The organism is Streptomyces sp. SN-593 (assembly GCF_016756395.1).
Classification (GTDB): domain Bacteria; phylum Actinomycetota; class Actinomycetes; order Streptomycetales; family Streptomycetaceae; genus Actinacidiphila; species Actinacidiphila reveromycinica.
Map to the genome: position 1 here is coordinate 5,854,598 of NZ_AP018365.1, position 23,694 is coordinate 5,878,291.

The window sequence follows — 23,694 nt, forward strand, 5'->3', positions numbered from 1 at the left end:
CCGCCGCGGTCCGCTCACCTCGACCTGCCGCCCTCGCCGACGGGTCGGCGCTCCCTGCTGGCCAGCTCGTGGCCGACCCGCTGCGCGAGCGCGTTCATCCGCTCGCTGATCAGGCCGATGTCGCTGTCCGGCTCGGCGCAGACCGCCAGCAGCGAGTTCTCCGCGGCGGCCGAGGTCAGCCCGATCCACTGGTCGGTCTCGATCAGGTGCTGGCGCACGGCGTTGGCGTCGCCCCGCCGCCCGGTGACCTCGGCCCAGGCCAGCCCGGCCGCCCGCAGCGCCGCCGTCACGGCCGCGAGCTTGTCCCCGGTGTCCTTGTCGATGGTCTTGGTGTACGAGCTGAGCAGGCCGTCGGAGGTCATGTGGACGGCGAACCGCACGCCCGGGCACGTGCCGAGGTGCTCGTCGAGCAGCCACCCCAGCGCGTTGTCGTCGTGTGCTTTCAGCATGTCAGGAATCGCCCTTCGAAGTGGCCGACGTGTTCTGCGAGGTGCCCCGCCCGCCGGCGTCCCCACCCCGGGTGTCCCGGCCGCCGGCCGGTCCGGACGGCGCGGACTCCGACGGGGACGGCCCCTGCTCCGACCGCTCCGACGGCCGCTGCTCCGCCAGCGCCCGGCCGCGGCGCGACCCGTCGGCCCACGCGGCGGCGATGTCGGGGCGCCCCGGCCGGGGCTCGGCCGCCGGCACGGCGGACTCGGCCGGCGCGGGCGCGGGCTGCGGGCGGCGGCGGCGCCGGGTCAGCCCGCTGGCGGTGACGGCCGGCGGTGCGTCGGCGGCCGCGCCGGACCGCGCGTCGGGGCGGTACGGCTGCGGGTCCTGGGCGGCCTGCACCGGCTGCGGGCTGCGCGCCTCGGGGTGTCCGGGGCGCGGCGCTGCCCCGGCCCCGGACTGCTGCGGCACGTACGGCTGTTCGGCGCCGCGCCCGGGCAGGTGCCCGGCCGGCTGCTCGACCGGAAGGGTGGTCAGCAGCGCGGAGGGGACGAAGACCAGCGCGCGGGTGCCGCCGAACAGGTTGGGCGCTTCGAGGTCGATCCGGAAGCCGTAGCGCGCCGAGAGCTGCGCGGCGACCCGGAACCCGGTCTGCGGGTAGGCGCCGAGCGCGTGGATGTCCAGCGACTGCCTGCCGCCGAGGATCTCCCGGGCCCGCTCAAGCTGTTCGGGGCTCATCTGGAGCCCGGCGTCGTCCACGATCACCGTCACGCCGTTGTGCCCGGTGCGGAAGGACACCTCAGCGTAGGAGGTCGGCGGGGCGTAGCGGACGGCGTTGTCGAGCAGGATCGCCAGGGTGTGCACCAGCGCCTCGACCGCGCGCGGCACCACCGCGCGGTCCAACTCCTGGGCCCGCACCCGGTCGTAGTTCTGGATGCGGCCCATCGCGGCGCGGGCGATGTCGGTGAACTCGGTGGCCGGCAGCCGGCGTCCGAGGGTGCCGCCGGACAGCACCATGTAGCCCTGGGCGACGCGCAGCATCTGCTGGGCGGTGTGGTCGATCTCCATCAGCGTCTCGTACGCGTCGTCGCCGTGGTGGCGGCGTACGCCGACGCTGACCTCCTCAGCCAGTTCGGCGCCCAGGCTCACCAGGGCCGACGCGAACGTGAGCACCGCCGCGCGGGTGGCGTCGCGGGCGTCCTCCTGGGCCTGGGCCACCTCCTGGCGGGCGGCGTCCTGCGCGTCGCGCCGGGTCTGCCGGACCAGCGCGGTGTGCCGGGAGACCAGTTCCTCGACGCGCTGCGCGGCGGGGGTGCCGGCCAGCGGCTCGGGCAGCACGAACTCGACCTCGCGGTTCTCGCCCGGCTCCAGTGCCGCCGCGGTGGCCTCGGCCAGCCCGGTTGAGGCGAGGTAGCCCAGCGCGTCCTCCAACGTCCGCTGCCGCGCCGCGAGTTGGCGTACCCGCTCCTGTTCGGCCAGCAACGAGGACCGGTCCCCGGCGTGTTGCTGCTCCGCCTGCCGCTGCCGGGCGCGGGCGATCCGGCGGAACCGGAGGGCCGCACCGCCGGCGACCAGGACGAGCGCCAGCAGCAGCGCGGCGGCCGCCTCCTGTATCAACGTGGTCATCAGATCCTCGGGAATCAGCAGTCAGGACGCGGCGCGCGGCCCGTCCGGGGATGGCGGTGTCCGTGGACGCCGGCCGGAGGTGGCGGTTGGCGGTGGGCGGGCCCGGGGCGCCGCGGGCGGCCGCGCCGGCCGGCGGCCGGAATGCGCGGCCGCAATTCCCCGGTCAACCGGGCGCGCGGAGCGGCCGGTCGGGGGCGGCGTGGTGGATTCGATGGTGCCCGGCTGATTGCGAACGGCCCTGGTGCGACCGCGTCGTGATCATATCCAGCCGGTTGATCGGCGCCAAGTCGCTGTCGCTGTAATTGCACGCATTGCGTGGGTGCGGAAGGGGCCGGTGGATTCGGGCTGGCCGCTCGATCAGGCAACCGATTCCTCCACTCCTTCGAGGGGTCCGGCGCTCGCCGGCGCGACGACGGGCGCGGTGGCGGCGCTGGGCGCGGGGTCGGCGATGCCGGTCCGGACGCGCCGCTCGGGCGCGCGCGGGCCCCCGACCGGCGCCGCGGACGATCGCGGTCAGGTACGGAGCGAGAGCCTACCGTGACGGATGTCCGGGCGTCTCGGGGTACGGGATCGCGGGTGACCGGAGTCGCGGGGGACACCCGGGCGCCGCCGCGGCCCCGCCGCCCGCGGCGGGGCGCGTGCCCGCGCCGTTGCCCAGAGGTTCACTCGGTGCATTCAACCGGACGTGTGCAAAGGGGAGTTGAGTTGCCGTCAGTTCCACGCGGCCTCGGCGTCCTTCCCGCGAAGGTGCGGCGGAGGGGCGTCTTCCGGGAGGGCCGGCGCGGTCGGCGCGGGCATGCGCGGACGGTCCCCGGAGCGCCTGCGCGGCCGACGGCCGTGCGGCCCCGCGTCCGCCTCGGCGCCCGCACCCCGGATACGCCCCCGCGCCCGCCGGACAGCGGGTCCGGACGGCGGGTCCGGGCAGGGGGCCGGGATGACCTCGACCACCCTTCGGGCACCGGCGCCGCGCGGGATCGCGCACATTTCCCGCACGAGCGCTTTACCGCGGAAGGGCCCTGGAACTCCTTTCCGCGGGGCCGGGACCGGCCGTTCGGAAAAGCACGTGAGCGCATACGCGGGAGGGCGCCTATTGCGGCCGCGCGCACCGCGGGTGCGCCCGCCGTCGCACCGGAATTCCCCTTCCACCATCCTGTGCCACCCCGTGCGGGGGAACCACGGACAACGGTGGACCGGGGCGGCCCGTCAGGCGGGGCGGAGTCATGTGACCGGCCCGGGCGTCAGGTCGGCGGGGCGTCCTGACGGGCGTGGGCATGGGCGTGGGCGGTCCGGGCCGCGGCGAGCCGCAGCCCCTCGGTGTAGGCCGCGGCGGCGATCACCCGGGGGAGTTCGGCCCGCCGCTCGTACAGCAGGTGCCGGGTCGCCCAGCGCGCCCCGTACCCCGCGTACGCCTGCTCGCCGTCGGACGGCGCGAGGTTGAGCGAGACACGGACCACCCCCGCCAGCGGGTCGGCGCCGGAGTGCGCCCGCAGCAGCACCTCGGTCAGGGCGAGGTCCACCGGCCCCTGCCCGGACTCCTGGTCGTGCCGCAGCAGCGCCAGCGTCAGCCCGTCCCCGCCCCACGGCACGAACACCAGCAGCGCGCAGGTGCGGCCGTGCCGGTCCCTGCACTCCGCGACCACGCACTCCGGGTCGGCCGGGTCGCCCAGCCGGCCCAACTGGACGCCGCCGGCCGCCCTCCCGTGCCGCCGCCACGCGTCGGCGAGCTGCCGCAGCCGCACCCACTCCTCCTCGGCCACGTCGCGCTGGCGGCGCACCCGCACCGCGTAGCCCGCGCCCGCCATCGCCTGCCGCAGCCGCGCGGGACCGGCCGGCAGCTCCCGCACCTCGACCACCGGCTCCGCGCCCGAGTCCAGGCCGTGCAGCCCGGCCGCCGTGTAGACGCCCGCGGCCCCGTCGCCCGCGTGCGCGACCGCCGCGACCCAGGCGTGCGCGCGGGCCGTGTCCAGCCAGTGCGCGACCGCCCCCGGCCACGCGGCCGGCGGGCCCACCGGATCGCCGGCCGCGAGCGTCACCCCGTTCACCACCCGGTGCACGATCGCCGCCTCCCGGCCGGGCGCCCAGCACACCGCCCGGTCCCGGCGCAGCGCGAAGTACCCGAAGGAGTCCCGGCCGTCGCCGTCCCGCAGCAGTTCCCGCAGCCGCCGCTCGTCGGCCGGTTGCAGCCGGTCCCGGCCGCGCGGCGCGCGCAGGAACGCCAGCACCACGAGCAGCAGCAGCGCGACGCTGATCAGGTTCACCAGCAGGTCGGACCACCACGGCACCCTGATCCCGGGGTGGTCGAAGAGCGCCGAGAGGGTCAGCGTGCGCACCGCGGCGTACCGGGCGCTGGCGCCCCAGCGGGCCGGCGCGTCCCGGTCGGTCGCGTGGACCAGCAGCGTGCCCGCGCCCACCGCGACCGCCGCCCCCACCACCAGGCTGAGCAGCCCCACGGCGACGTTGCGCCGCTCGCCGCGGACGTTGAAGGCGGTGCGCGAGACCAGCAGCGCGCCCAGCAGCAGCAACGTGCAGGCGATCGCCAGCCAGTTGGCGGCGTGCCGGTACGCGCCCGGCACCGCGGCCACGGTGATCACGATCGTCACGGCGTACGCGGCGCTCGCCACGGTGGTGAGCAGCCACGCCGCCCGCTTGCGCCGGCGCAGGCTCACCGACAGCACGAACGCCAGCGCGGCGCCGGTGAAGCCCGGGCCGACCAGGAAGGCGGTGACGTACTCGCCGCCGTCGGCGGCCCGCACCCGGTCCCGCAGCGGCCCGACCAGACCGGTCACCAGGTCCACCACGGCCGCCAGCCGCAGGTACCACACGGCGACGGCCGCACCCGGCGCGCGCAGCGGCCGCAGCACCCGGGCGAGCAGCAGCTCCAGCCGGGACGGCGGTACCTCGACCACGGTCGGCACCACCGGCGGCTTCCCCGCCCGCTTCGCCAGCGACACCGGGGTCGGCGCCCCGGCGACCGCGTCCATCACCGCGGTCTTGGCTGCCATCACCCGCCGCCGCGCGCCCTCCTCGCGCCGCTCCGCCCGGGCCATCCGGCGCGGCCGCGCCGTGTACCGCCAGCGCGCCCACGGGCTGTGCGGCCGGGCCAGCCGCAGCGCGCCCACCACCGCGAGCACCGGCACCATCACGCCCAGCAGCCCGGTCCACACCTTGCCCTTGAGCAGGCACAGCACCACGAACCCGAGCAGCACCGCGGCCACCGCGTACGACCCGCCGGACCGCCCGCCGACGTAGCCACCGAGCGGCGCCTCGCCGGCCACCAGCAGGCCGATCACCGCGACCGCGAGGATGACCGCGTCGACCGACCGCCGGCCCTCCTCCTTCCAGTACACGTCCTCCAGGTGCAGCACGAGCGCGAACTCGTCCAGCACCAGGCCGCAGCCCACCCCGAAGACCGCCGCGAGCACGTCGTGCGCCACCGGCCCGCCGCGCACCCCGAACGCGCCCACCCCGCCGACGATCATCATCACCTGGCCGAAGACCACGTGGTGGATGTGCATCCCGCCGGGCTGCACGTTCCCCGGCCACCACGACACCTGCCGCCGGATCATCCGGGTGCTGAACCGGATGAACAGGAACGAGCAGACCAGTCCGGCCAGCAGCAGGAAGAGCTGCTCGCGTCCGGCGCCCGAGGTCTGCGTGCCGTGCGCGCCGCCGAACCAGTGCGTCATGGCCCCAGGGTGCTGGCCGCGCGCCCGGCACCGACCGGGACGCGCGGAAGGCCGGGCACGCTTGCCGCAGATGGGGCATGTCGTGCGACGATCACACGATCGGACCGCCGGATGCGGTCAGCGGCCCAGCCGGCCGCGCACCATGCCCAGCAGCGCGTTCAGCTCCTCGATCCGCATCCGCTTCGCGATCGCGAGGAAGAGGCCGATCTGCACCACCAGCCCGACCAGCAGCGCGCCGGCCGCGCCGACCAGCCCGCCGCCCAGCACGCCCTCGGTGGCCCGGGCGAGGAAGTAGCCCAGCAGCGCGGGGACCAGGGCGGCCGCCACGAGCCGGCTGTAGGTGCGGCGGATGCGCGGGCCGTCCAGCGTGCCGATCCGGCGCCGCAGCCGGGGCAGCGCCACCAGCAGGCCGACGAAGTACGCGACGCCGTAGCCGAACGCCATGCCCACCACCGCCCGCTGCGGCGGAAGCACCAGGTACGACAGCCCCGCGACGGCCGCGTTGACCACCGCGATCCACACCGTGTTGAAGAACGGCGTGCGGGTGTCCTCGTACGCGTAGAAGCCGCGCAGCGTGACGTACTGCGCCGAGTACGGGATCAGGCCGAGGGCGAAGGCGGCGAGCATGTAGCCCGTGGAGCGGCCGCCGTTGGCGCCGGTGCCGTAGATCAGCGCGCCGATCCACGGGCCCAGGGAGAGGAAGAGGAAGGCGGCCGGCACGATCGCCACCGCGGAGGTGCGCAGGCCGTGCGAGATGTCGGCGCGCACCGCGGCCGCGTCGCCGTCGGAGGCGGCGCGGGAGATCCGCGGCAGCACCGCGCTCATCACCGAGACCGTGATGACCGCCTGCGGTAGCTGCCAGATCGTCTGGGCGCTGGTGTACGCCGACAGGCCGGTGCCGCTGGCGTAGCCGTGCGCGGCCGCCGACTTCTGGGCGGCGGTGGCGAGCCGGGTGACCACGATCAGGCCGAGCTGGTTGGCGAGCACGAACAGGAAGGTCCAGCGGGCGAGTTTGGCCGCGTGGCCCAGGCCGTGCCCGCGCCAGTCGAAGCGCGGGCGGTAGCGCAGCCCCGACGCGCGCAGGTAGGGGACCATCGACAGCGCCTGCACCACCAGGCCGAGCAGGGTGCCCACGCCCAGCAGCCGCACGCCCTGCGGGGAGATGGTGCCGGGGTTCACCGCGCTGTGGCCGAAGCTGCCGAACACCCAGATGTACAGGCCGAAGGTGAAGATCACCACGACGTTGTTGAGCACCGGGGTCCACATCATCGCGCCGAACCGCTCGCGGGCGTTGAGGATCTGCCCGGCCACCACGTGCACGCCCATGAAGAAGATGGTCGGCAGGCAGTACCGCGCCATCGTCACCGTGACGTGCGCGGTGGAGGGGGTGGACATCAGCGACGGGGAGAGCAGCCGCACCAGCAGCGGCGCGGCCGCCACCATGAGCAGCACCACGCCGCCGAGCGCGGTGATCACCAGGGTGAGCAGGCGGTTGGCGTACGCCTCGCCGCCGTCGGGGTCGTTCTTCATGCTGCGGACGAGCTGCGGCACGAACACCGCGTTGACGGCGCCGCCGCCGACCAGGAAGTACACCATCGTCGGCAGGGTGTAGGCGATCTGGTAGGAGTCGCCCATCGTGCCCTGGCCGATGGCGACGGCGATCATCATGTTGCGGACGAAGCCGGTGCCCCGCGAGACCATCGTGCCCAGCGCCATCACGGCGCTCGATCCCAGCAGCGAGCCCTTGCCGGTGCCGCCCGCCGCCTCCCCCCGCTGCTGCGGCGGCGGGGCCCGGTCGACGTCGATCACCGGGAAGGTGCCGGTCGCCTCCGCCGCCACGTCCCCGCTCGCGCTGCCGTAGACGTTCGGCGCGTAGTAGAGGGAGTAGTCGGCGTCGTCGTCGCGGTACGGCTCCCGGTACAGGTGGGCGTACGGGTCCGCGTCCGGCGCGCTCTGCCGCGGCACGGAGGTGTACCCGTAGGGCCCGTACTGCCCCTGCGGTTCGTACGGGCCGTCCTGCTCCTCGTACCGGCCCTGCGGGTACGGCTGTTGCCGGCCGTACCCGTCGTGGGCGCCGTACTGCTGGGGGTACGGCGGCCGCCCGTCGTCCTGCGGGTACTGCCCGTACGCGCCGTACGGGCCTTCGTCGTAACCGTCACGCCGACCGTTGCCGCCGTCCGGCGTGCTCATAGGTCTCTCCGCTTCCGCATGCACCGGGACGCGGCCGGCCCCCCCGGTCCGCCGTCCGTACGGCATACCTTCTCATCCGCGCGGCCCCGTTACCCACCGGAGTTCAGGGAGCGGGGGTGTGGAAGGCGCGGCGGTACCACAGGAGGGCGGAGGAGGGCGCCGTGGCGGGCGGGGACAGGGTGTCGGCGAGGGCGCCGAGCAGGAGGTCGTGGTCGCCGGCCGGGAGCGCGTACTGGGTGAGGCAGCGGAAGGCGGCGGTGGCGTCGGGCAGGTAGGGCAGGTCGGTGCCGGGCCAGCTCGTGAACCCGCTGCCGGTGAAGCGGTCGGCGCCGGAGGTGGCGAAGCGGCCGGCCAGGTCGCGGTGGCGGTCGCCGAGGACGTTCACCACGAACGCGTCGGAGGCGGCGAGCGCCTCGTAGCAACTGGAGGTGTGGGCGACGCCGACCATGACGAGCGGCGGGTCGAGCGAGACCGGGACCACCGAGCTGGCGGTGAAGCCCCACGGGCGTCCGTCGCCGTCGGTGGTGGTCACGATCGTGACGGTGGAGGCCAGTTGGGCCATCGCGTCGCGGAAGTGCTGCGGGTTGGCCAGGGGCAGGTCGGTCTCCGCCGTCGGTGCGGCGGGTACTCGTGCTGAGGTCACGGGTCGTCTTCCGTCGTCGGGTCGGAGGGTGCGCGGGAGGTGCGGGAGGCGCGGGAGGTGCGGGCGGTGCGCCGGCCCGGGGCGCGCGGGATCGTCCGCGCGGCCGGGCGGTGGGTCGGGGATGGGTCGGGTGGTGGAGCGGGCCGTGGGGGCGGGTCGTGGAGCGGGGCCGTGGCGGAGGCGGGGTCAGAAGCGGTCGGGGGACATGAAGTCCAGCGGCACCTTGGCGGCCGTGCCGCAGACGATGCCGGCCAGCGCCTCGCCGATGCCGGTCGCGTGCTTGAAGCCGTGCGCGTTGCAGCCGCCGGCCACGACGATCCGCGGGTCGCCGTCCGGCCGCCCGATCACGAACTGCCCGTCGGGGGTGCGGGTCAGCATGCAGACCGCGACCCTGGCCGGCAGCGGCTCCAGCCCGGGCACCTTCGCCGGCAGCAGCGCGGCCAGGTCGGACCAGTCGTCCGGCGTCACCGAGCGGTCGCTGTTGTCGGGGTCCAGCGGCTTCGCCGCGACGCCCCGGTCCTCCAGGCCGAGCTTGACGTCGTGGCCGCCCTCGGTGCCGTTGCCCCACAGCACGGTGCCGTCGTCCAACTCCCGCATGAAGACCGGGAACTGGTCCAGCTCGAAGGTGCTGTCGGTGGCCGGCTCCAGCGGGCGGAACCAGGTGATGGGCATCCGCACCGTCTCCAGCGGCAGCCCCGGGACCAGGGAGGACAGCCACGAGCCGACCGTCACCACCACCTGCCGCACCCGGACGTCGCGCTGCGAGGTGTGCAGCACCGCCCCGCCGGGCACCAGCTCCACCGAACTGATCCGGGTGTCGGCGTGCACGCGCGCCCCGGCCCGCTCGGCGAGTGCGACGGCCGCCAGGATCGAGCGCTCCGGCCGGATGATCCCGGCCGACGGCTCCCACACGCCGATGTGGCCGGTGGGCACGCCGGTGTGCCGCGGGTAGCGGATGCGGACCGCGTTGGCGCTGAGGATGTGCACCGGGATGTCGTGCCGCCGGGACGCGAGCAGGGTGCCGCCGGCGATGTGCCCGTTCTCCGGCCCGATCAGCAGCCCGCCGGTCGGGAAGAACAACTGCTCCCCGGCGGCCTGCTCCAGCTCGTCCCACAGCTCGCGGGAGCGGCGGGCCAGCGGCACCAGTTCGGGGTGCTCCAGGCAGGTGATCCGGAACATCCGCGAACCGCCGTGCGACGACCCCAGCGAGTGGCCCGGCGTGAACCGTTCGAAGCCGATCACGTCGACACCGCGCTCCGCCAACTGCCACAGGGCCGACGCGCCCCACGCCCCGAGCCCGACCACCGCGACCTCGGCGTCCCAGCCGCCCATGACTCCCACACTCCCGTCCGTTGCCGTGCCGTGCCGCGTCGCCCCCGCGTTGCCGGGCCCCGGCCTCCCGCTGACCGTGCGGAGCCACCCGACCACACGACCGCGAGCGGGTGCCTGAGTAGCCGGTACTCACCTCGGCGTCCGGGAGCGTGTCCGGCGGGCTGCCGCGGGCCGGCCCCCGGGCAGACGCGGCACGCCGGCGGCGGGCGGGGGCCGCGGTGCGCGGTCCGGCTTTGAGTACCGCCCACTCAGGTCCGCGCGCGGGGGTTCGTGGTCAGCTTCTGGGGACCGGGCAACCTGGGCCGCACCGAGGCGTGGAGGAAGTCATGCAGTTCAGAATCCTGGGTCCCGCCGAGATATACGACGACGTGAGACAGCGGCGGGTCCGACTGAACAGTCCCAAGCAGCGCATGCTGCTGGGCGCACTCGTGACCCGGCTGGGCACCCCGGTGCCGACCGACCAGCTCGTCCGGGAGCTGTGGGGCAACTACGCGCCGGACAAGGCCGTCAACGCGCTCCAGGCGCACGTGTCGCGGCTGCGGCAGGTGCTGATCGAGGTGGAGCCGTCCCGGGCCAACGCGCCCCGGCTGATCGCCCGCGGCGCCGGCTACCTGCTCCAGGTCCGGCCGGACGAGATCGACAGCGCGCAGTTCCGGATGGAGGTCACCCAGGCCCGCCGGTTCGCCGCCAACGACCCGCGCACCGCCTACACGCTGCTGCAGAAGGCGCTCAAGCTGTGGCGCGGCCCGGCGATGGACGGCGGCTCCAGCGGCCCGCTGTGCGCCGGCGCCGCCGCCCGGCTGGAGGAGGAGCGGCTGCTGGCGATGGAGGACCTGTACGACGCGGCGCTGCGGCTGGGCGTCGAGCGGCAGGTGGTGGGGCAGTTGGAGGAACTGGTGGTCGCGCACCCGGGCCGGGAGCGGTTCCGCCGCCAGTTGACCGTCGCGCTCGGCCGGGTCGGACGGCGCGGTGAGCAGCCCGTGGGACATGACCGGGACCGGCGGCGCGAGGCACGGGAGCAGGACCGGACGCCGGTGTCCCTGATGGTGGCCAAGGTGAACCAGCTCCCGGTGGTGGCCGGCGCCTTCACGTCGCCCGGCCGAGCGGAGGGCCCCCAGCCCTCGGCCGACGACGCGGCGAGCGCGCTGGAGGTCTTCCGGCTCAGGCTCCAGGTCGAGCAGTTGATGTCCGAGCAGAGCATGCTGCGGATGGCCATCGAGCGGTTGACGGCCCGGGCGGGCGGGCTGGAGCACGATCGTGACGCGACGGCCGGCAGCACGGGCTGAGCAAAGGCTGTCCCGCCGCGCACCGCGCGCTCGCGCACCGGTCAGTCCTCGCGGCCCGGTCCGCCGGGCGGCCGCACCCGCCCTTGCCGTCCGTGCCCTTGTCAGAGCCCGCCCGCCCTTGCCGTCCGAGCCCGCTGAGCGGCCGCACCCGCTCAGCGGTGGTCCAGGACCCTCAGGCCGCGGCCGGTTCGTCGGTGAACTCCGGGGCGACCTCGGCGGCGAACAGCTCCATCGCCCGCGCCGCGTGCGCGAACGCCATCCCGCCGGGGTTGAACTGGAGGCTGACGGTCATGTCGGTACCGTATTCCGCGCGCATCCGGGAAATCTGCGCGCGCACGTCGGACGGATTTCCGGCGAAGACCTTGTTCGCCTTCAGCGAGCTGCCGAAGTCGTAGTTCTTCGCCTTCTCCAGGAACTTCTCGTATCCCGGGTAGTCGGCCGACGCCGAGTCGGCGAGCGGGGCGACCGCGTGCGTCATCAGGTCGATGTAGGAACGCTCGTAGAATTCGCCCTGCCGGCGCGCCTCGGCGGCGTCCTCGCTCAGGTAGCAGGTGTACTTGATCTGGATGCGCCGCGCGGCCGGGTCGTGGCCGGCGGAGTCCCACGCCGCGCGGTAGCGCGTCAGCATCGCCGCCAACTGCTCCGCGGAGGTCACCGACGGGACGATCTGCAGGTGGTGGCCGGCCCGGCCGGCGGCCTCGCAGGACTCGGCGCTGGTCGCCGAGGCGACGAAGATCGGCGGGTGCGGGGCCTGGTAGGGGCGCGGCAGCAGGGTGACCGGGCCGAAGCGGTGGAAGCGGCCCTCGAAGACCACGTCCTCCTCGCTCCACAGCCGGCGGCAGGCCTCGACGCCCTCGTCGAAGCGGGCCCGGCTCTCGTCCATGTCGATGCCGAACGCGGCGAACTCGGTGGGCAGGAAGCCGCGCCCGAAGCCGACGTCCAGGCGGCCGTGCGAGAGGTGGTCGAGCATCGCCAGCTTGCCCGCCAGCTTCACCGGGTGGGTGAAGGCCGGCACGACCGCGCCGGTCGTGATCCGGATCCTGCTGGTCCGGGCGGCCGCGGCGGTGAGCAGCGTGACCGGGTCGGGGCTGTAGCCGCCGTAGCCGGTGAAGTAGTGCTCCACCGTCTGGACGTGCTCGAAGTCGAGCGCCTCGGCGAGTTCGACCAGCCGGAGCGTCTCGTCGTAGTAGGCGGTCGCGCTCTTCGCCGCCGGGTCGACCACCGGAAAGAAATTCACACCGAATTTCATGCCTGCCTGCTCCCTGCGCTCATTGACGTGCGGACGGCAGGAAGTATCGCCGCACCATCAGGCGCGGTGTCAAGGCGTGAATCACGGTCCTATCAGGGTGTCAGAACGTCAACGTGTCAGGCGCCGTCAGTAAGTACCAAGCGCATTCCGGCGGCGAAGTCGGGGTGCCTACGATGCAGACCGCCGTTCATGGGAAACGGCGATTGACAACTCTCACGTTCGGCCGGAGGGAATCCTATGCGTGGAACCTACGCCGTTCCATACGCGAGCCGCGGAAGTGTCTTCGGTGCAGACGAGGTGCAGGCCCTGACCCGGCTGGTCGAGTCGGACGACGCACTGTCCATGGGCTCGTGGCGAGAGCAGTTCGAGGAGCGCTTCCGGGAGCACATCGGTACCCGCCACGCGCTGACCGTCACCAGCGGCACCGTGGCGCTCGAACTCGCCATCCACTTACTGGACCTGGCGCCCGGCGACGAGGTCATCGTCACCCCGCAGACCTTCCAGGCCACGGTGCAACCGCTGCTGAGCTACCAGGCGACCGTACGGTTCTGCGACGTGGACCCGGAGTCGCTGAACATGGACCCGGTCGCGCTCAAGAGCCTGATCACCGACCGGACCCGGGCCATCCTGCTGGTGCACTACGGCGGTTGGCCCGCGGAGATGGACGAGATCCTGACGCTCGCGCGCGAGCGCGGCATCTTCGTGGTCGAGGACTGCGCGCACGCGCTCGGCGCCTCCTACGACGGGCGCCGGCCCGGTTCGCTCGGCGACATCGGCACCTTCAGCTTCCACGCCTCGAAGAACATCACCACCCTGGGCGAGGGCGGCATGCTCACCTTCGACCGGGACGACTGGGCCGAGCGGATCGACCGGCTGCGGTCCAACGAGGTCGACGGCGTGTTCGTCTCGGCGCCCGAACTGCCCATGGAGTCGCCGAAGCTGCTGCCGTGGATGAAGTACTCGGCCACCGTGTACCAGGAGGCGTGCCTCGGGGTGCGCCGCTCCGGCACCAACGCGACGCTGTCGGAGGCGGCCTGCTCGGTCGGCCTGGTGCAGTTGGAGCGGCTGGAGGCGCTCGTCGCGCGGCGCCGCGCCATCGCGGCCCGGCTGGACGAGGTGATCGACCGCCACCCCGGCGCCCGCGTGGGCCGCCCGCGGGCCGGCCTCGTGCACGCCCACCACCTGTACACGTTCTTCGCCGGCGGCCCGGCCGACGTCCGGGAGGCGCTGGTGCGCGGACTGGACGAGCGGGGCGTCGAGGTGCAGTTGCGCTACTTCCCGCTGCACCTGCTGCCGGAGTGGCGCGACCGCGGCCACGGGCTGGGGGAGTGCCCCGTCGCCGAGCGCCTGTGGTTCAACGAGCACGTCAACCTGCCCTGCTCGCCGGGCCTCTCCGACGCCCAGGTCGAGCGGATGGTCGAGGCGCTGGACGAGGCGCTGGGCTCCGCGTACGCGGGCGCCGGCGCGGGCGTCCCGGCCTGACCTCGGGCGCGGGGGGTTTATGACCCCCGCTCCGGGCCCCGCTTCCGGGCCCTGGCACCGGACCGTCCGCCGGTCCGGCGCCGTCCCCGCGTGCCCGGGCACCGCAGTCCCCGCCCACCCGTCAACCACCCCAGCGTCCGGAGGAACTTCCGATGCCCCTGATCGACGTCAAGCTCTACGAAGGCCGTCTGGACGGCGAGACCGAGACCGAGCTGATCACCCGCCTGACCGACGCGGTGGTCGAGGTCTTCGGCGAGTCGGCGCGTGGCGGCACCTGGGTGGTGCTCCAGGAGGTCCCCGCGACCCGCTGGGGCATCGCGGGCAAGCCCGGCACACCCCCGATCAGCGCCCGGGGCTGACCCCCCGACACCCCGAGCGCTCACAGAGCGATGGCGGCTCCCCTCCCGCAGGGGGAGCCGCCGTCGCGCGTCCGCGGTCAGCCGCCCACCGGGTCGTACGACGCGGCGGCGCCGGCGTCCGTCGCGGCCGGCATCGCGCCCAGCCGCCAGCCCTGCGCACGGTTGCGCTGCGCCCAGAAGTCCGCGTAGCGGCCCTCCCGCACGATCAACTGGTCGTGCGTGCCGCGCTGCACGATGCGGCCGCCGTCCAGCACCAGGATCTGGTCGGCCGCCATCACCGTCTGGAGCCGGTGCGCGATCACCAGCAGGGTGCGGTCGGCGGTGAGCGCGGTCAGCGCCTCCTGGACGGCCCGCTCGTTCTCCGGGTCGAGGGAGGCGGTCGCCTCGTCGAGCAGCACGATCGGCGCGTCCTTGAGGATGGCGCGGGCGATGGAGATGCGCTGCCGCTCGCCGCCGGACAGGGTGGCGCCGCCCTCCCCGACCTGGGCGTCCCAGCCGTCCGGCAGCCGCCGCACGATGTCGTCCACCCGGGCCTTGGCGGCCGCCGCCCGCACCTCCTCGGCGGTGGCGTCCGGCCGGCCGATCCTGATGTTCTCCTCGATGGTGCCCTCGAAGAGGTACACGTCCTGGAACACCACCGAGATCCGCGCCATCAGCTCCTCGGTGGTGACGTCGCGCACGTCGGTGCCGCCGATCCGCACCGCTCCGGAGTCCACCTCCCAGAACCGGGCGATCAGCCGGGTCACCGTGGTCTTGCCGGACCCCGACGGGCCGACCAGCGCCGTCATGGTCCGCTCCGGCACCCGGAACGACGCCTCGTCGAGGACCGTCCCGGTCCCGTACCGGAAGGACACCCGGTCGAACTCGATGCTCGATCCCGCCGGCACCACCGGGTGGTCGGGCTGCGGCATCGGCGGCACGTCCAGCACCTCCTGGACGGCCGCCAGCGCGCCCCGCGCCGAGCGCAGCGCGGAGCCGAGGTTGGCCGCCTCGGTCATCGGCTCGACGAACCGCGCGGCCAGCACCAGCAGCGCCATCAGCTCCGGCACGGCGAGCGAACCGCCCAGCGCCAGGTAGGTGCCGTAGACCAGGACCGTGGTGAAGGCGGCCTGCACCACCAGGGTGAAGCCGAGCAGGCCGGGCACGCCCGCGCGCACCACCTGGTGCGAGGCGTCCCGCTGGGCGTCCAGCGCCGCGTCCAGGGCGCGGCTGCCGCCCTGGCCGGAGCGCCCGAACGACCGCAGCACCGGCTGCACCTCGGCGTACTCGATGACCCGGCCGGCGGCATCGGTCATGGCCTTGGCGCGGATCGTGTCGGCCTTCTCCGTCAGGCCGGTGGTCCACCGGTAGACGGCCATGATCACCGGCACGGTGGCGGTGGCCGCCAGCGCCAGCCGCCAGTCGAAGGCGTACATCAGCGCCACCACCACGGCCGGCGTCAGCAGCCCGTTCACCAGCGGCCGCAGCAGGTAGCCGGGCACCCGCATGATCGCCATCACCGTCTGCGTGGTGAGGGTGCTCAACTCGCCCGTCCTGGCCGGTCCGAACCAGCCCAGCGGCAGTTCCGCGGTGTGGTCGCCGATGCGGTGGTGCAGCACCCGGGACAGCGAGGCGCCCGCCTCGAAGCCCTTCTTCGCGCCGAGGTAGTAGACCACCGACTGGGCGGCCGCGACACCGGCCAGGCTCCAGATCCACGGCCAGGCCGACCCCGGGTCGGAGCCCAGCAGCGCCCGCAGCGCGGGCACCAGCAGCACGAACGCGACGCCCTGCAACACCGCGCCGCCGGTCTGGAGCGCCAGCACGGTCCGCAGGAGCGTCCGCTCCCGCGGCGGCACGATCGCCAGTAGCTGACGGATCATCGGACAGCCTCCTGTTCCGCGGTCGATACGGTCCCGGCCGGGACGGCGCCGCCCGGCTGCCAGGAGCCGGCGCGCTGGTGGGCCTCCCACATCCGGGCGTAGGTGCCGCCGAGGGCCAGCAGTTCGGCGTGGGTGCCGCGCTCGGCGACGGTGCCGCCGTCCAGCACCACGATCTGGTCGGCGTCCACCACCGTGGTCAGGCGGTGCGCGATCACCAGCAGCGTCTTGCCCGCCGACAACTCCGCCAGCGCGTCCTGCACCGCCGCCTCCGACTCCGGGTCCGCGTACGCGGTCGCCTCGTCGAGCACGATCAGCGGCGCGTCGGCGAGCAGCGCGCGGGCGATGGACAGCCGCTGGGCCTCGCCTCCGGACAGCCGCGCGTCCTCGCCGACCACCGAGTCGTAGCCGCGCGGCAGGGCGGTGATCCGGTCGTGGATCTGGGCGCGCCGGGCGGCGGCCTCCAGTTCGGCCGCCGTGGCCTGCGGACGGGCCAGCGCGAGGTTCGCCCGCACCGTGTCCCGCAGCAGCCGCACGTCCTGGAAGACGAAGGACACCCGCTCGTACAGCTCCGCGGGGGCGATGTCGCGCAGGTCCACCCCGGCGATCCGCAGCGCCCCGGAGTCCGGGTCCCAGAACCGCGGCAGCAGGGCCGCGACGGTGCTCTTGCCGGCGCCCGACGGGCCGACCAGCGCGGTGGTGGTGCCCGGCTCCAGGGTGAGGTCCAGGTCGTGCAGCACCACCTGCGCGCCGTCGTAGGAGAAGTCCACCGCCTCGAAGGAGACCGGGCCGGCGCCGGGCGTCACCGGGTGCGCGGGCAGCGGCAGTTCCGGGGTGAGCAGCAGCGCGTGCACCCGCTCCGCGGCCGCTTGCGCGGCGCGGATCTCCTCCTCCGCGTAGCTGATGGTCAGCAGCGGCGCGGTCAGGCCCACACCGAGCAGCGCGAACGGGACCAGGTCGGCCCGGTCCATCCAGCCGTGCGTCACGAGCAGCCCGCCGGCGGCCAGCACCGTGAAGAGCATGGTGGTGGGCGAGAGCACGATCTCCGACAGCGCCCGGGGCCGGACCAGCGAGCCGACCCAGGAGCGGAAGAAGTCCGAGAACCGGTCGGCGGCGTCGGTGAAGCGCCGGTGCGCCCGGCGGGCCTGCCCGAAGGTCTTGACGACGGCGATGCCGTTGACGAACTCCACGGCCGCGCCGTTGATGTCGCCCATCGCGGCGTCCAGCGCCGGCAGGTTCTCCTTGAACGCGGCGCCGGTGCGGCCGAACAGGCCCACGCCGAGCAGCAGCGGGATCATCGTGAACAGGGCGAGCTTCCACTCCACCGAGAACAGGTAGCCCAGGGTGGCCAGCGGCACGATCACCGCGGCGGTCAGCTCCAGCAGGGAGTGCGCCACGAGGTGGTGCATCGCCTGGACGTCGTCCTGGACGGTCTTCTTCACCGAGGCGGAGTTGCGGCCGCCGAACCAGCCCAGCGGGACCCGGCCGAGCCGGTCCACCAGGTCGCGCCGCAGGAAGAGCTGGAGGTCGGTCTCGGCGAAGTGGCTGACCACGCTCGCGCCGAGCAGGAAGAGCAGGCGGGCCAGCAGGGTCGCGGCGCCGACGATCGTGACCGTCCACGCCTTGTGGTGGTCGACCGGACCGTCGGCGAGCAGCACGCGGCCCAACTCGGCGACGGCGACGAAGGGGGCGACGCTCAGCAGCGACGCCACGGCCTGGCACGCGACGGCCGCGACGAGCCGCCCTCGGATGGGTTTGAGAAGTGATGCGAGCGCGGCGGGTTCCGCGGACATCGTCATCCTCCGTTCCACGACGGGATGCGCGGGTTGGGCAACGACAGGGCCTGAGCCCGGGGGGCTCGCCTCCCACCGCCAGGGCGCGTTACCCACTGGGTAAGAGACGCGTCAACCCTACGGCGTGCACCGCGGGTCCGGTCAAGTCCGCCCCGCCGTACCTGCATTACAGTTCCGGCATGACCGGACCCACCGAGCCCAGGACACGGTCGCGCAGGAGCGTGGAGCGTCCGCCCGTCACCGCGGCCATGATCGTCGAGGCCGCCACCGCGCTCACCGCGGAGGGCGGGCTGGAGGGATGGTCCACCCGGCAGCTCGCCGGGGAACTGGAGGTCTGGCCGCGGGTCATCTACCACCACGTCGGCGACCGGGACGCCGTCGCGGACGCGGTGGCGGACCGGGTGGTCGGCCGCATCCGGGTGCCCGAGCCGGGACTGCCCTGGCGCCAGTGGTTCGAGGAACTGCTGCTCGGCGGCCGCGAGGTGCTGCGCGGGTACCGCGGGGTGGCCCGCCGGCTGGTGCGGACCGGGCCGATCCTGCCGTCCGCGCTGGCCATCATGGACCGGGGGGTCCTGGTGCTGCGCGACGCGGGCTTCGCCGACGGCGCCACCGCCGCCTACCGCTACCTCACCAACAGCGCCTACCTGCTGGTCGCGGTGGAGGACGACCGCGCGGAGCACCTGCCCGACGCCCGGGCCCGGCTGGCCGTCACGCTCGCCGCGCACCGCGACGACCCCGAGCACTCGGGCCTGGCCGAGGTCGGCCGGGCCGTCATGGGCCGCGGTGCCGACGACCCGGGCGCGATCCGGGCGGTCGAGGAGGAGTTCTACGCCTACACGGTGGCGCGCTCGCTGGACGGCGTCGGGATGCTGCTCGGCGACCGCGCGTGAGGCGGCGCGGGGTGCCGGGGCCCGGGGCGGTGGGGCCCGAAGCGCCGGGCGCGGCGCCCGCGGTCCGGGCGGCGGCGGATGGTGCCCCGGCCGGCCCGGGAGGCGTTCCGCACCGGCCGGGGCGGCATGGGGGTCAGTAGTACAGCAGCGCCCGGTCCCAGTCCTCGTCCGGGCCGAACAGCCCGCGCGGCTTGAGCACGTCGGGGTCCGAGGTGAGCGCGGCCAGCGGCACCAGCGTGCCCGGCTCCAGGCCCTCGACCTCGCACGGCACCCCCAGTTCCGCCCCGATCGACGCGGCCAGCCGCGCGGTGGCGCCCTCGCGCCGCTCGGCCGGGACCTCCATCTGGACGCGCAGCAGGTCGCGGTCGGCGCGGGCCCGCCAGAACACCACCTGGTCCTCGACCGGGAGCTGGAAGACCAGCTCCTCCAGCCGGTGCTGGTCCACCGAGCCGCCGCCGACCGGGTGGCCGAACCCGGAGCGCCCGAAGACGGTGACCACCGGCAACTGCCAGTCGCAGCGGCAGGACGCGTAGGAGATCTCCACGTCGTCGTCGAGGTTGTAGCGCAGCAGCGGCATCGCCTCGCGGTACAGCGGCGTGACCACCAGCCGCCCCCGGCCCTCCTCGGTGATCGCGCCCGTCGCCGGGTCGAACACCTCGAACAGCGCGCGGTCCGCCCACAGGTGCAGCCGCCCCTCGGGGCACTGGCCGGCCAGCGTGCCGGTCTCGGTGGAGCCGTACTCCTCGACCACCGGGACGTTCCAGATCTCGCTGATCCGGGCCCGGCGGGCCGGGCTGAGCGGTTCGCCGCCGACGAACAGCGCGCGCAGCCAGGGGAAGTCCTTGCCCGGGTCCAGCCCGGCGGCGCGCGCGGCCGCCGACCACAGCAGCGTCTCGGTCGGGTTGGACCAGGTCAGCGTGACCTCCAGGTCGTGCAGCACCCGCACCAGGCGGGCCGGCGGGGTGGCCGCCGAGCGGCTGTCGGCCGGTACCACGGTCGCGCCGTGCGAGCGGGCCGCGGCGTGCGCCAGGTGCCCGGTGATCATCAGCGCGTAGGGAGTGCGCACCAGGAAGGTGTCGCCGGCGGTGATGCCCACCCACTTGCGGGCATAGCGCTCGGCGAGGTCCGCCCAGTCCTGCTCGGTGTAGTACGACGCGGTGGGCTGCCCCGCGGTGCCGCTCGACTCGTGGTAGGTGGCCAGTTCCTCCTTGGCCACGGCGAGCAGGCCGTACGGGTAGGCGTCGCGCAGGTCCTGCTTGCCGGTGGGCTCCAGCGCGCGGAAGTCCTCGACGGTGGCGGGCAGGGCGCGGCCGGCGTGCCGGCGCCGGTAGAAGGGCGACGCGGCGGCCCGGGCGAGCAGGGCCGGCAGGCGGCGCTGCTGGAGGGCCCGCAGTTCGTCCACACCGGCCCAGTCGCCTAGCTCCGGACGCTTCGTCGTCATGGTGCCCGCCTCCTCGTGGTTGCCCGCAGGCCGCGCACGGACTGCGGGCCGACGTCCGGACAGCACAGCACGTGGGCGCCGTCCGGCTCCTGAGTAGGCGCCACTCACACCGGTTCCCGCGGCGGCCGCCTCACGCTCGCCGGGCAGCAGGTCGGCGCCGCGGGCGGCCCCGGCCGGGCGGGCGGCGCACGCGGCGAAGCTGAGTGACGCCTACTCAGGAAGCCGCCATGAGGCCCGTGTTGTGCTGTCCGGGATCTGAGAGCCGTAGATCTCGGGACCGGAAAGAGGGCGCCACGTGAAGGTCGAGAACATCCATCTGGCGGGAGTGGGCACCTACCTGCCGAAGGCGGTGCCGACGAAGGAGGCGGTCGCGGCCGGCTGGTACGACGCCGACGAGTGCGAGGCGTCCGGCATCGAGTCGGTGCTGGTCGAGGACTCCGTCTCCGCGCCCGACATGGCGATCCGGGCCGCCGAAACCGCGCTGCGCCGCTCGGGCCACGAGCCCGACGACTTCGCGGCGCTGGTGCACACCAACGCCTACCACCAGGGCCCCGACGGCTGGTCGGCGCCGCACTACGTGCTGTTGAACACGCTGGGCCGCACCATCCCCGCGGTGGAGGTGCGGCAGGGCTGCCTGGGCATGCTGGCGAGCCTGGAGGCGGCCGCGGGCCGGCTGATCGCGGACCCGTCGAGCAAGGACGCGGTGCTGCTCACCACGGGCGACAACTACAGCACCCCGAAGGTCAACCGCTGGACGGCGTCGAAGCTGTTCCTGCTCGCCGACGCGGGTTCCTCGCTGGTGGTCTCGCGGCGGTCCGGGTTCGCCCGGGTGCTGGCGGTCGGCTCGCTCTCCGACCCCCGCATGGAGGCGCTGCACCGCGGCGCCGAGCAGTTGCTGCCGCCCAGCATCACCGCGGGCCTGCCGCTGGACTTCGAGTCCCGCATCCAGTACTGGCGCAAGCAGTGGGCGTCCGGTGTGAAGCCCCCCATCGGGCACTTCGGCGACCAGGTCGCGGCGATCGCGGACCGCACGCTGGCGGAGGCGGGCGTGACCATGGAGCAGATCCGCCGGGTCTGCCACGTGGGCTTCAACGACGACCCGTTGCAGACGATGTTCCTGGAGCCGCTGGGCGTCGAGGACGACCGCAGCATCTGGGAGCACAGCCGCCGCATCGGGCACACCGGGGTCAGCGACTTCGTGATCGGCCTGGAGCGGCTGTGGCTGGACGGCGAGGTGGAGCCGGGCGACCACGTGATGCTCGTCGGCGCCGCCACCGGCATGGAGGCCGGGTGCGCCGTCCTGGAGATCACCGCCGCGCCCGGTCCGCAGACCGCGGCCGCCTGAGCCCGTCCCCCGAGCCGGGCGCGCCGACGCGCGCCGCCCGAGCCGGTCCGGGCTGGTCCGCCCGCGCCGGTCCGCCCGGGCGCGTCCCCGCGCCGGTCCGTCCGGCCGGGGCCACCGCGCCGGGCGTCCGGCCGGGCCCCCGTCCACCGTCCCGTTCACAGCCCCTGAGGAGAGAGCTTCCATGCTGGAAGGCTGCACCACCTGGCCCACCGAGCGGGCCGAGCGCTACCGCCGCGACGGTCTGTGGCGCGGTGAGAGCCTCGTCCGCCTGCTCGCCGACGCGGCCCGCGTCCACGGCCCGAAGACCGCGCTGGTCGGCGGCGGCCGGCGGCTGAACTACGCGGAACTGGAGAGCGGCGCCCGGCGGATGGCCGCCGGGTTCCGCGCCCGCGGCATCGCCCCCGACGACCGGGTGGTCGTCCAACTGCCCAACACCCCCGACTTCGTGGTGGTCTGCTTCGCGCTGTTCCTGGTGGGCGCCAAGCCGGTCTTCGCGCTGCCGGCCCACCGGTCCAACGAGATCCGGCACCTGTGCGAGCTGTCGGGCGCCGTCGGCTACGTCTTCCCGGGCGTGGTGCGCGGCTTCGACTTCCCGGCACTCGCCCGCCAGATGCGGGAGGACGTCGCCAGCCTGCGGTACCTGTTCGTGCAGGGCGGCGACGGGGACGGGCAGGACGCCGCCGGCCCCGCGCGGGGCGGCGACGCGCCCGTGCCGCTCGCCGAGGTGGACGCCGACCCGGCCGGCGGCGGCGACTTCCCGGTGCCCGACCCGTCCGACGTCGCGTTCTTCCTGCTGTCCGGCGGGACCACCGCGCTGCCGAAGCTGATCCCGCGCACCCACGACGACTACGCCTACCAGGTGCGCGCCGCCGGCGAGGCGTCCGGCCTGACCGACCGCGACGTCTACCTGGCCACGCTGCCGGTCGAGTTCAACTTCACCTGGGGCTGCCCCGGGGTGGTGGGGGTGCTGCGAGCCGGCGGCACCGTGGTCTTCGCCGAGGACCCGACCCCCGAGCACTGCTTCCCGCTGATCGAGCGGGAGGGCGTCACCATGACCTCGGTGGTGCCGAGCGTGGTCCAGCTCTGGCTGGAGGGCGCCGAGTGGCTGGAGGACGACCTGTCCAGCCTGCGGCTGTTGCAGATCGGCAGCGCCAAGCTCCACCGGGAGACCGCCGAGCAGATCGAGCCGGCCTTCGGCTGCCGGCTCCAGCAGGTGTTCGGCATGGCCGAGGGCCTGTGCACCTTCACCCGGGACGGCGACCCGGCCGAGACGGTGCTGACCACCCAGGGCCGGCCGATCTCGGCGGCCGACGAGATCAAAATCGTGGACGAGGAGGACCGGGAGCTGCCGGCCGGCGGGATCGGCGAGCTGCTCACCCGCGGCCCGTACACGCTCCAGGGCTACTACCGGGCGCCTGAGCACAACGCGAAGGCGTTCACCCCGGACGGCTTCTACCGCACCGGCGACCTGGCCAGGCTCACCGAGGACGGCGACCTGGTGATCGAGGGCCGGATCAAGGACGTCGTCATCCGCGGCGGCGACAAGGTCTCCGCGGCGGAGGTCGAGGGGCACCTGCTGGCGCAGCCCGGGGTGGCCCGGGCCGCGGTGATCCCGGTGCCCGACCAGTTCCTGGGCGAGCGCATCTGCGCCTACCTGGTCGCCGCGGAGGGCGTCGAGCCGCCGTCGCTGCCGGAGCTGAAGCAGGCGCTGCACGACCGCGGGCTGGCCGAGTTCAAGCTCCCCGACCGCGTGGTCTACGTCGAGGACCTGCCGCTCACCGGGCTCGGCAAGATCGACAAGAAGGCGCTGGGCGCGCTGGCCCGGGGGGAGGCGCTGCCCGAGACGGGCGCGTTCATCCCGGTCGGCGAGGCCGTCGCGCGGTAACCCCTCCCGCTCCACGCAGCCCCCGCCCCGCCCCACGCAGCGTCGGGACGGCCGGCACGGGTCGCCGGCACGGTTCCGGGCGACGGGCCCGGCGAACGAAGGGACCGGTCCGGCGGCGGGCGCCCGGGGGCGTCGCGGGCCGGCCGGTCCCGGCGCCCGGCCCTCCGCGCGCCCGAACCGTCCCGCGCCCGAACCGTCCCGC

At 74.6% G+C, this 23,694-nt stretch carries 16 protein-coding genes; 6 read left to right on the forward strand and 10 right to left on the reverse strand.

The annotated features are described in order from the left end of the window. Window positions 1–14: 14 nt before the first annotated feature. The 6 genes from RVR_RS25030 to solA form a co-directional block, all read right to left on the reverse strand. A complete protein-coding gene (locus RVR_RS25030) occupies window positions 15–449 on the reverse strand; it encodes a roadblock/LC7 domain-containing protein (RefSeq protein ID WP_202236174.1) in 435 nt (144 codons plus the stop codon). 1 nt (window position 450) lies between these two features. After that, entirely contained in the window at window positions 451–2,055 is a 1,605-nt protein-coding gene (locus RVR_RS25035; RefSeq protein ID WP_202236175.1) for an ATP-binding protein, read from the reverse strand. A 1,238-nt stretch (window positions 2,056–3,293) separates the two neighbouring features. After that, window positions 3,294–5,741 carry a phosphatidylglycerol lysyltransferase domain-containing protein gene (locus tag RVR_RS25040; protein WP_202236176.1) on the reverse strand — a complete coding sequence of 816 codons (2,448 nt, stop codon included), beginning with the start codon at window positions 5,739–5,741 and terminating at the stop codon, window positions 3,294–3,296. A 117-nt stretch (window positions 5,742–5,858) separates the two neighbouring features. Continuing rightward, window positions 5,859–7,931, reverse strand: coding sequence for a murein biosynthesis integral membrane protein MurJ (gene murJ, locus RVR_RS25045; protein WP_237404943.1), 2,073 nt, complete (start codon window positions 7,929–7,931; stop codon window positions 5,859–5,861). Window positions 7,932–8,034: 103 nt separating this feature from the next. Beyond that, window positions 8,035–8,574 (reverse strand): flavin reductase family protein, encoded by a 540-nt coding sequence (locus RVR_RS25050; RefSeq protein WP_272933105.1) that lies wholly within the window; start codon window positions 8,572–8,574, stop codon window positions 8,035–8,037. Window positions 8,575–8,760: 186 nt separating this feature from the next. Continuing rightward, window positions 8,761–9,906 (reverse strand): N-methyl-L-tryptophan oxidase, encoded by a 1,146-nt coding sequence (gene solA, locus RVR_RS25055; protein ID WP_202236178.1) that lies wholly within the window; start codon window positions 9,904–9,906, stop codon window positions 8,761–8,763. A gap of 326 nt (window positions 9,907–10,232) precedes the next feature. Between solA and RVR_RS25060 the strand changes: the two genes are divergently transcribed. Further along, window positions 10,233–11,192 (forward strand): AfsR/SARP family transcriptional regulator, encoded by a 960-nt coding sequence (locus RVR_RS25060; protein WP_202236179.1) that lies wholly within the window; start codon window positions 10,233–10,235, stop codon window positions 11,190–11,192. A gap of 172 nt (window positions 11,193–11,364) precedes the next feature. On the opposite strand, the gene RVR_RS25065 is transcribed toward RVR_RS25060, so the two are convergent. Next, on the reverse strand, window positions 11,365–12,441 hold the full coding sequence (locus RVR_RS25065; RefSeq protein WP_202236180.1) for an LLM class flavin-dependent oxidoreductase: 1,077 nt from the start codon (window positions 12,439–12,441) through the stop codon (window positions 11,365–11,367). A gap of 237 nt (window positions 12,442–12,678) precedes the next feature. On the opposite strand from RVR_RS25065, the gene RVR_RS25070 reads away from it, so the two are divergent. Further along, a complete protein-coding gene (locus RVR_RS25070; RefSeq protein ID WP_202236181.1) occupies window positions 12,679–13,923 on the forward strand; it encodes a DegT/DnrJ/EryC1/StrS family aminotransferase in 1,245 nt (414 codons plus the stop codon). Window positions 13,924–14,075: 152 nt separating this feature from the next. Beyond that, on the forward strand, window positions 14,076–14,282 hold the full coding sequence (locus RVR_RS25075; RefSeq protein ID WP_202236182.1) for a tautomerase family protein: 207 nt from the start codon (window positions 14,076–14,078) through the stop codon (window positions 14,280–14,282). Window positions 14,283–14,359: 77 nt separating this feature from the next. Here RVR_RS25075 and RVR_RS25080 read toward each other — a convergent pair whose 3' ends face one another. Both RVR_RS25080 and RVR_RS25085 read right to left on the reverse strand, forming a co-directional pair. Further along, on the reverse strand, window positions 14,360–16,141 hold the full coding sequence (locus tag RVR_RS25080; protein ID WP_202236183.1) for an ABC transporter ATP-binding protein: 1,782 nt from the start codon (window positions 16,139–16,141) through the stop codon (window positions 14,360–14,362). After that, window positions 16,138–17,931: an ABC transporter ATP-binding protein gene (locus RVR_RS25085; protein WP_237404944.1), complete on the reverse strand. Its 1,794-nt coding sequence runs from the start codon at window positions 17,929–17,931 to the stop codon at window positions 16,138–16,140. The genes RVR_RS25080 and RVR_RS25085 overlap by 4 nt, the downstream gene beginning before the upstream one ends. A 179-nt stretch (window positions 17,932–18,110) precedes the next feature. Between RVR_RS25085 and RVR_RS25090 the strand changes: the two genes are divergently transcribed. Beyond that, on the forward strand, window positions 18,111–18,821 hold the full coding sequence (locus RVR_RS25090) for a TetR/AcrR family transcriptional regulator (RefSeq protein WP_202236185.1): 711 nt from the start codon (window positions 18,111–18,113) through the stop codon (window positions 18,819–18,821). 133 nt (window positions 18,822–18,954) lie between these two features. On the opposite strand, the gene RVR_RS25095 is transcribed toward RVR_RS25090, so the two are convergent. Beyond that, a complete protein-coding gene (locus RVR_RS25095; protein WP_202236186.1) occupies window positions 18,955–20,262 on the reverse strand; it encodes a phenylacetate--CoA ligase family protein in 1,308 nt (435 codons plus the stop codon). A 295-nt stretch (window positions 20,263–20,557) separates the two neighbouring features. On the opposite strand from RVR_RS25095, the gene RVR_RS25100 reads away from it, so the two are divergent. Then, on the forward strand, window positions 20,558–21,607 hold the full coding sequence (locus tag RVR_RS25100) for a ketoacyl-ACP synthase III family protein (RefSeq protein WP_202236187.1): 1,050 nt from the start codon (window positions 20,558–20,560) through the stop codon (window positions 21,605–21,607). Between the two features lie 181 nt (window positions 21,608–21,788). Continuing rightward, window positions 21,789–23,492 carry a (2,3-dihydroxybenzoyl)adenylate synthase gene (locus tag RVR_RS25105; protein WP_202236188.1) on the forward strand — a complete coding sequence of 568 codons (1,704 nt, stop codon included), beginning with the start codon at window positions 21,789–21,791 and terminating at the stop codon, window positions 23,490–23,492. Window positions 23,493–23,694 lie beyond the last annotated feature (202 nt).

Bases quoted from the DNA above. Each gene is read 5' to 3' on its own strand.
- RVR_RS25030 (WP_202236174.1), bottom strand. From the start codon at position 449: ATGCTGAAAGCACACGACGACAACGCGCTGGGGTGGCTGCTCGACGAG.
- RVR_RS25035 (WP_202236175.1), bottom strand. From the start codon at position 2,055: ATGACCACGTTGATACAGGAGGCGGCCGCCGCGCTGCTGCTGGCGCTC.
- RVR_RS25040 (WP_202236176.1), bottom strand. From the start codon at position 5,741: ATGACGCACTGGTTCGGCGGCGCGCACGGCACGCAGACCTCGGGCGCC.
- murJ (WP_237404943.1), bottom strand. From the start codon at position 7,931: ATGAGCACGCCGGACGGCGGCAACGGTCGGCGTGACGGTTACGACGAA.
- solA (WP_202236178.1), bottom strand. From the start codon at position 9,906: ATGGGCGGCTGGGACGCCGAGGTCGCGGTGGTCGGGCTCGGGGCGTGG.
- RVR_RS25060 (WP_202236179.1), top strand. From the start codon at position 10,233: ATGCAGTTCAGAATCCTGGGTCCCGCCGAGATATACGACGACGTGAGA.
- RVR_RS25065 (WP_202236180.1), bottom strand. From the start codon at position 12,441: ATGAAATTCGGTGTGAATTTCTTTCCGGTGGTCGACCCGGCGGCGAAG.
- RVR_RS25070 (WP_202236181.1), top strand. From the start codon at position 12,679: ATGCGTGGAACCTACGCCGTTCCATACGCGAGCCGCGGAAGTGTCTTC.
- RVR_RS25075 (WP_202236182.1), top strand. From the start codon at position 14,076: ATGCCCCTGATCGACGTCAAGCTCTACGAAGGCCGTCTGGACGGCGAG.
- RVR_RS25080 (WP_202236183.1), bottom strand. From the start codon at position 16,141: ATGATCCGTCAGCTACTGGCGATCGTGCCGCCGCGGGAGCGGACGCTC.
- RVR_RS25085 (WP_237404944.1), bottom strand. From the start codon at position 17,931: ATGTCCGCGGAACCCGCCGCGCTCGCATCACTTCTCAAACCCATCCGA.
- RVR_RS25090 (WP_202236185.1), top strand. From the start codon at position 18,111: ATGACCGGACCCACCGAGCCCAGGACACGGTCGCGCAGGAGCGTGGAG.
- RVR_RS25095 (WP_202236186.1), bottom strand. From the start codon at position 20,262: ATGACGACGAAGCGTCCGGAGCTAGGCGACTGGGCCGGTGTGGACGAA.
- RVR_RS25105 (WP_202236188.1), top strand. From the start codon at position 21,789: ATGCTGGAAGGCTGCACCACCTGGCCCACCGAGCGGGCCGAGCGCTAC.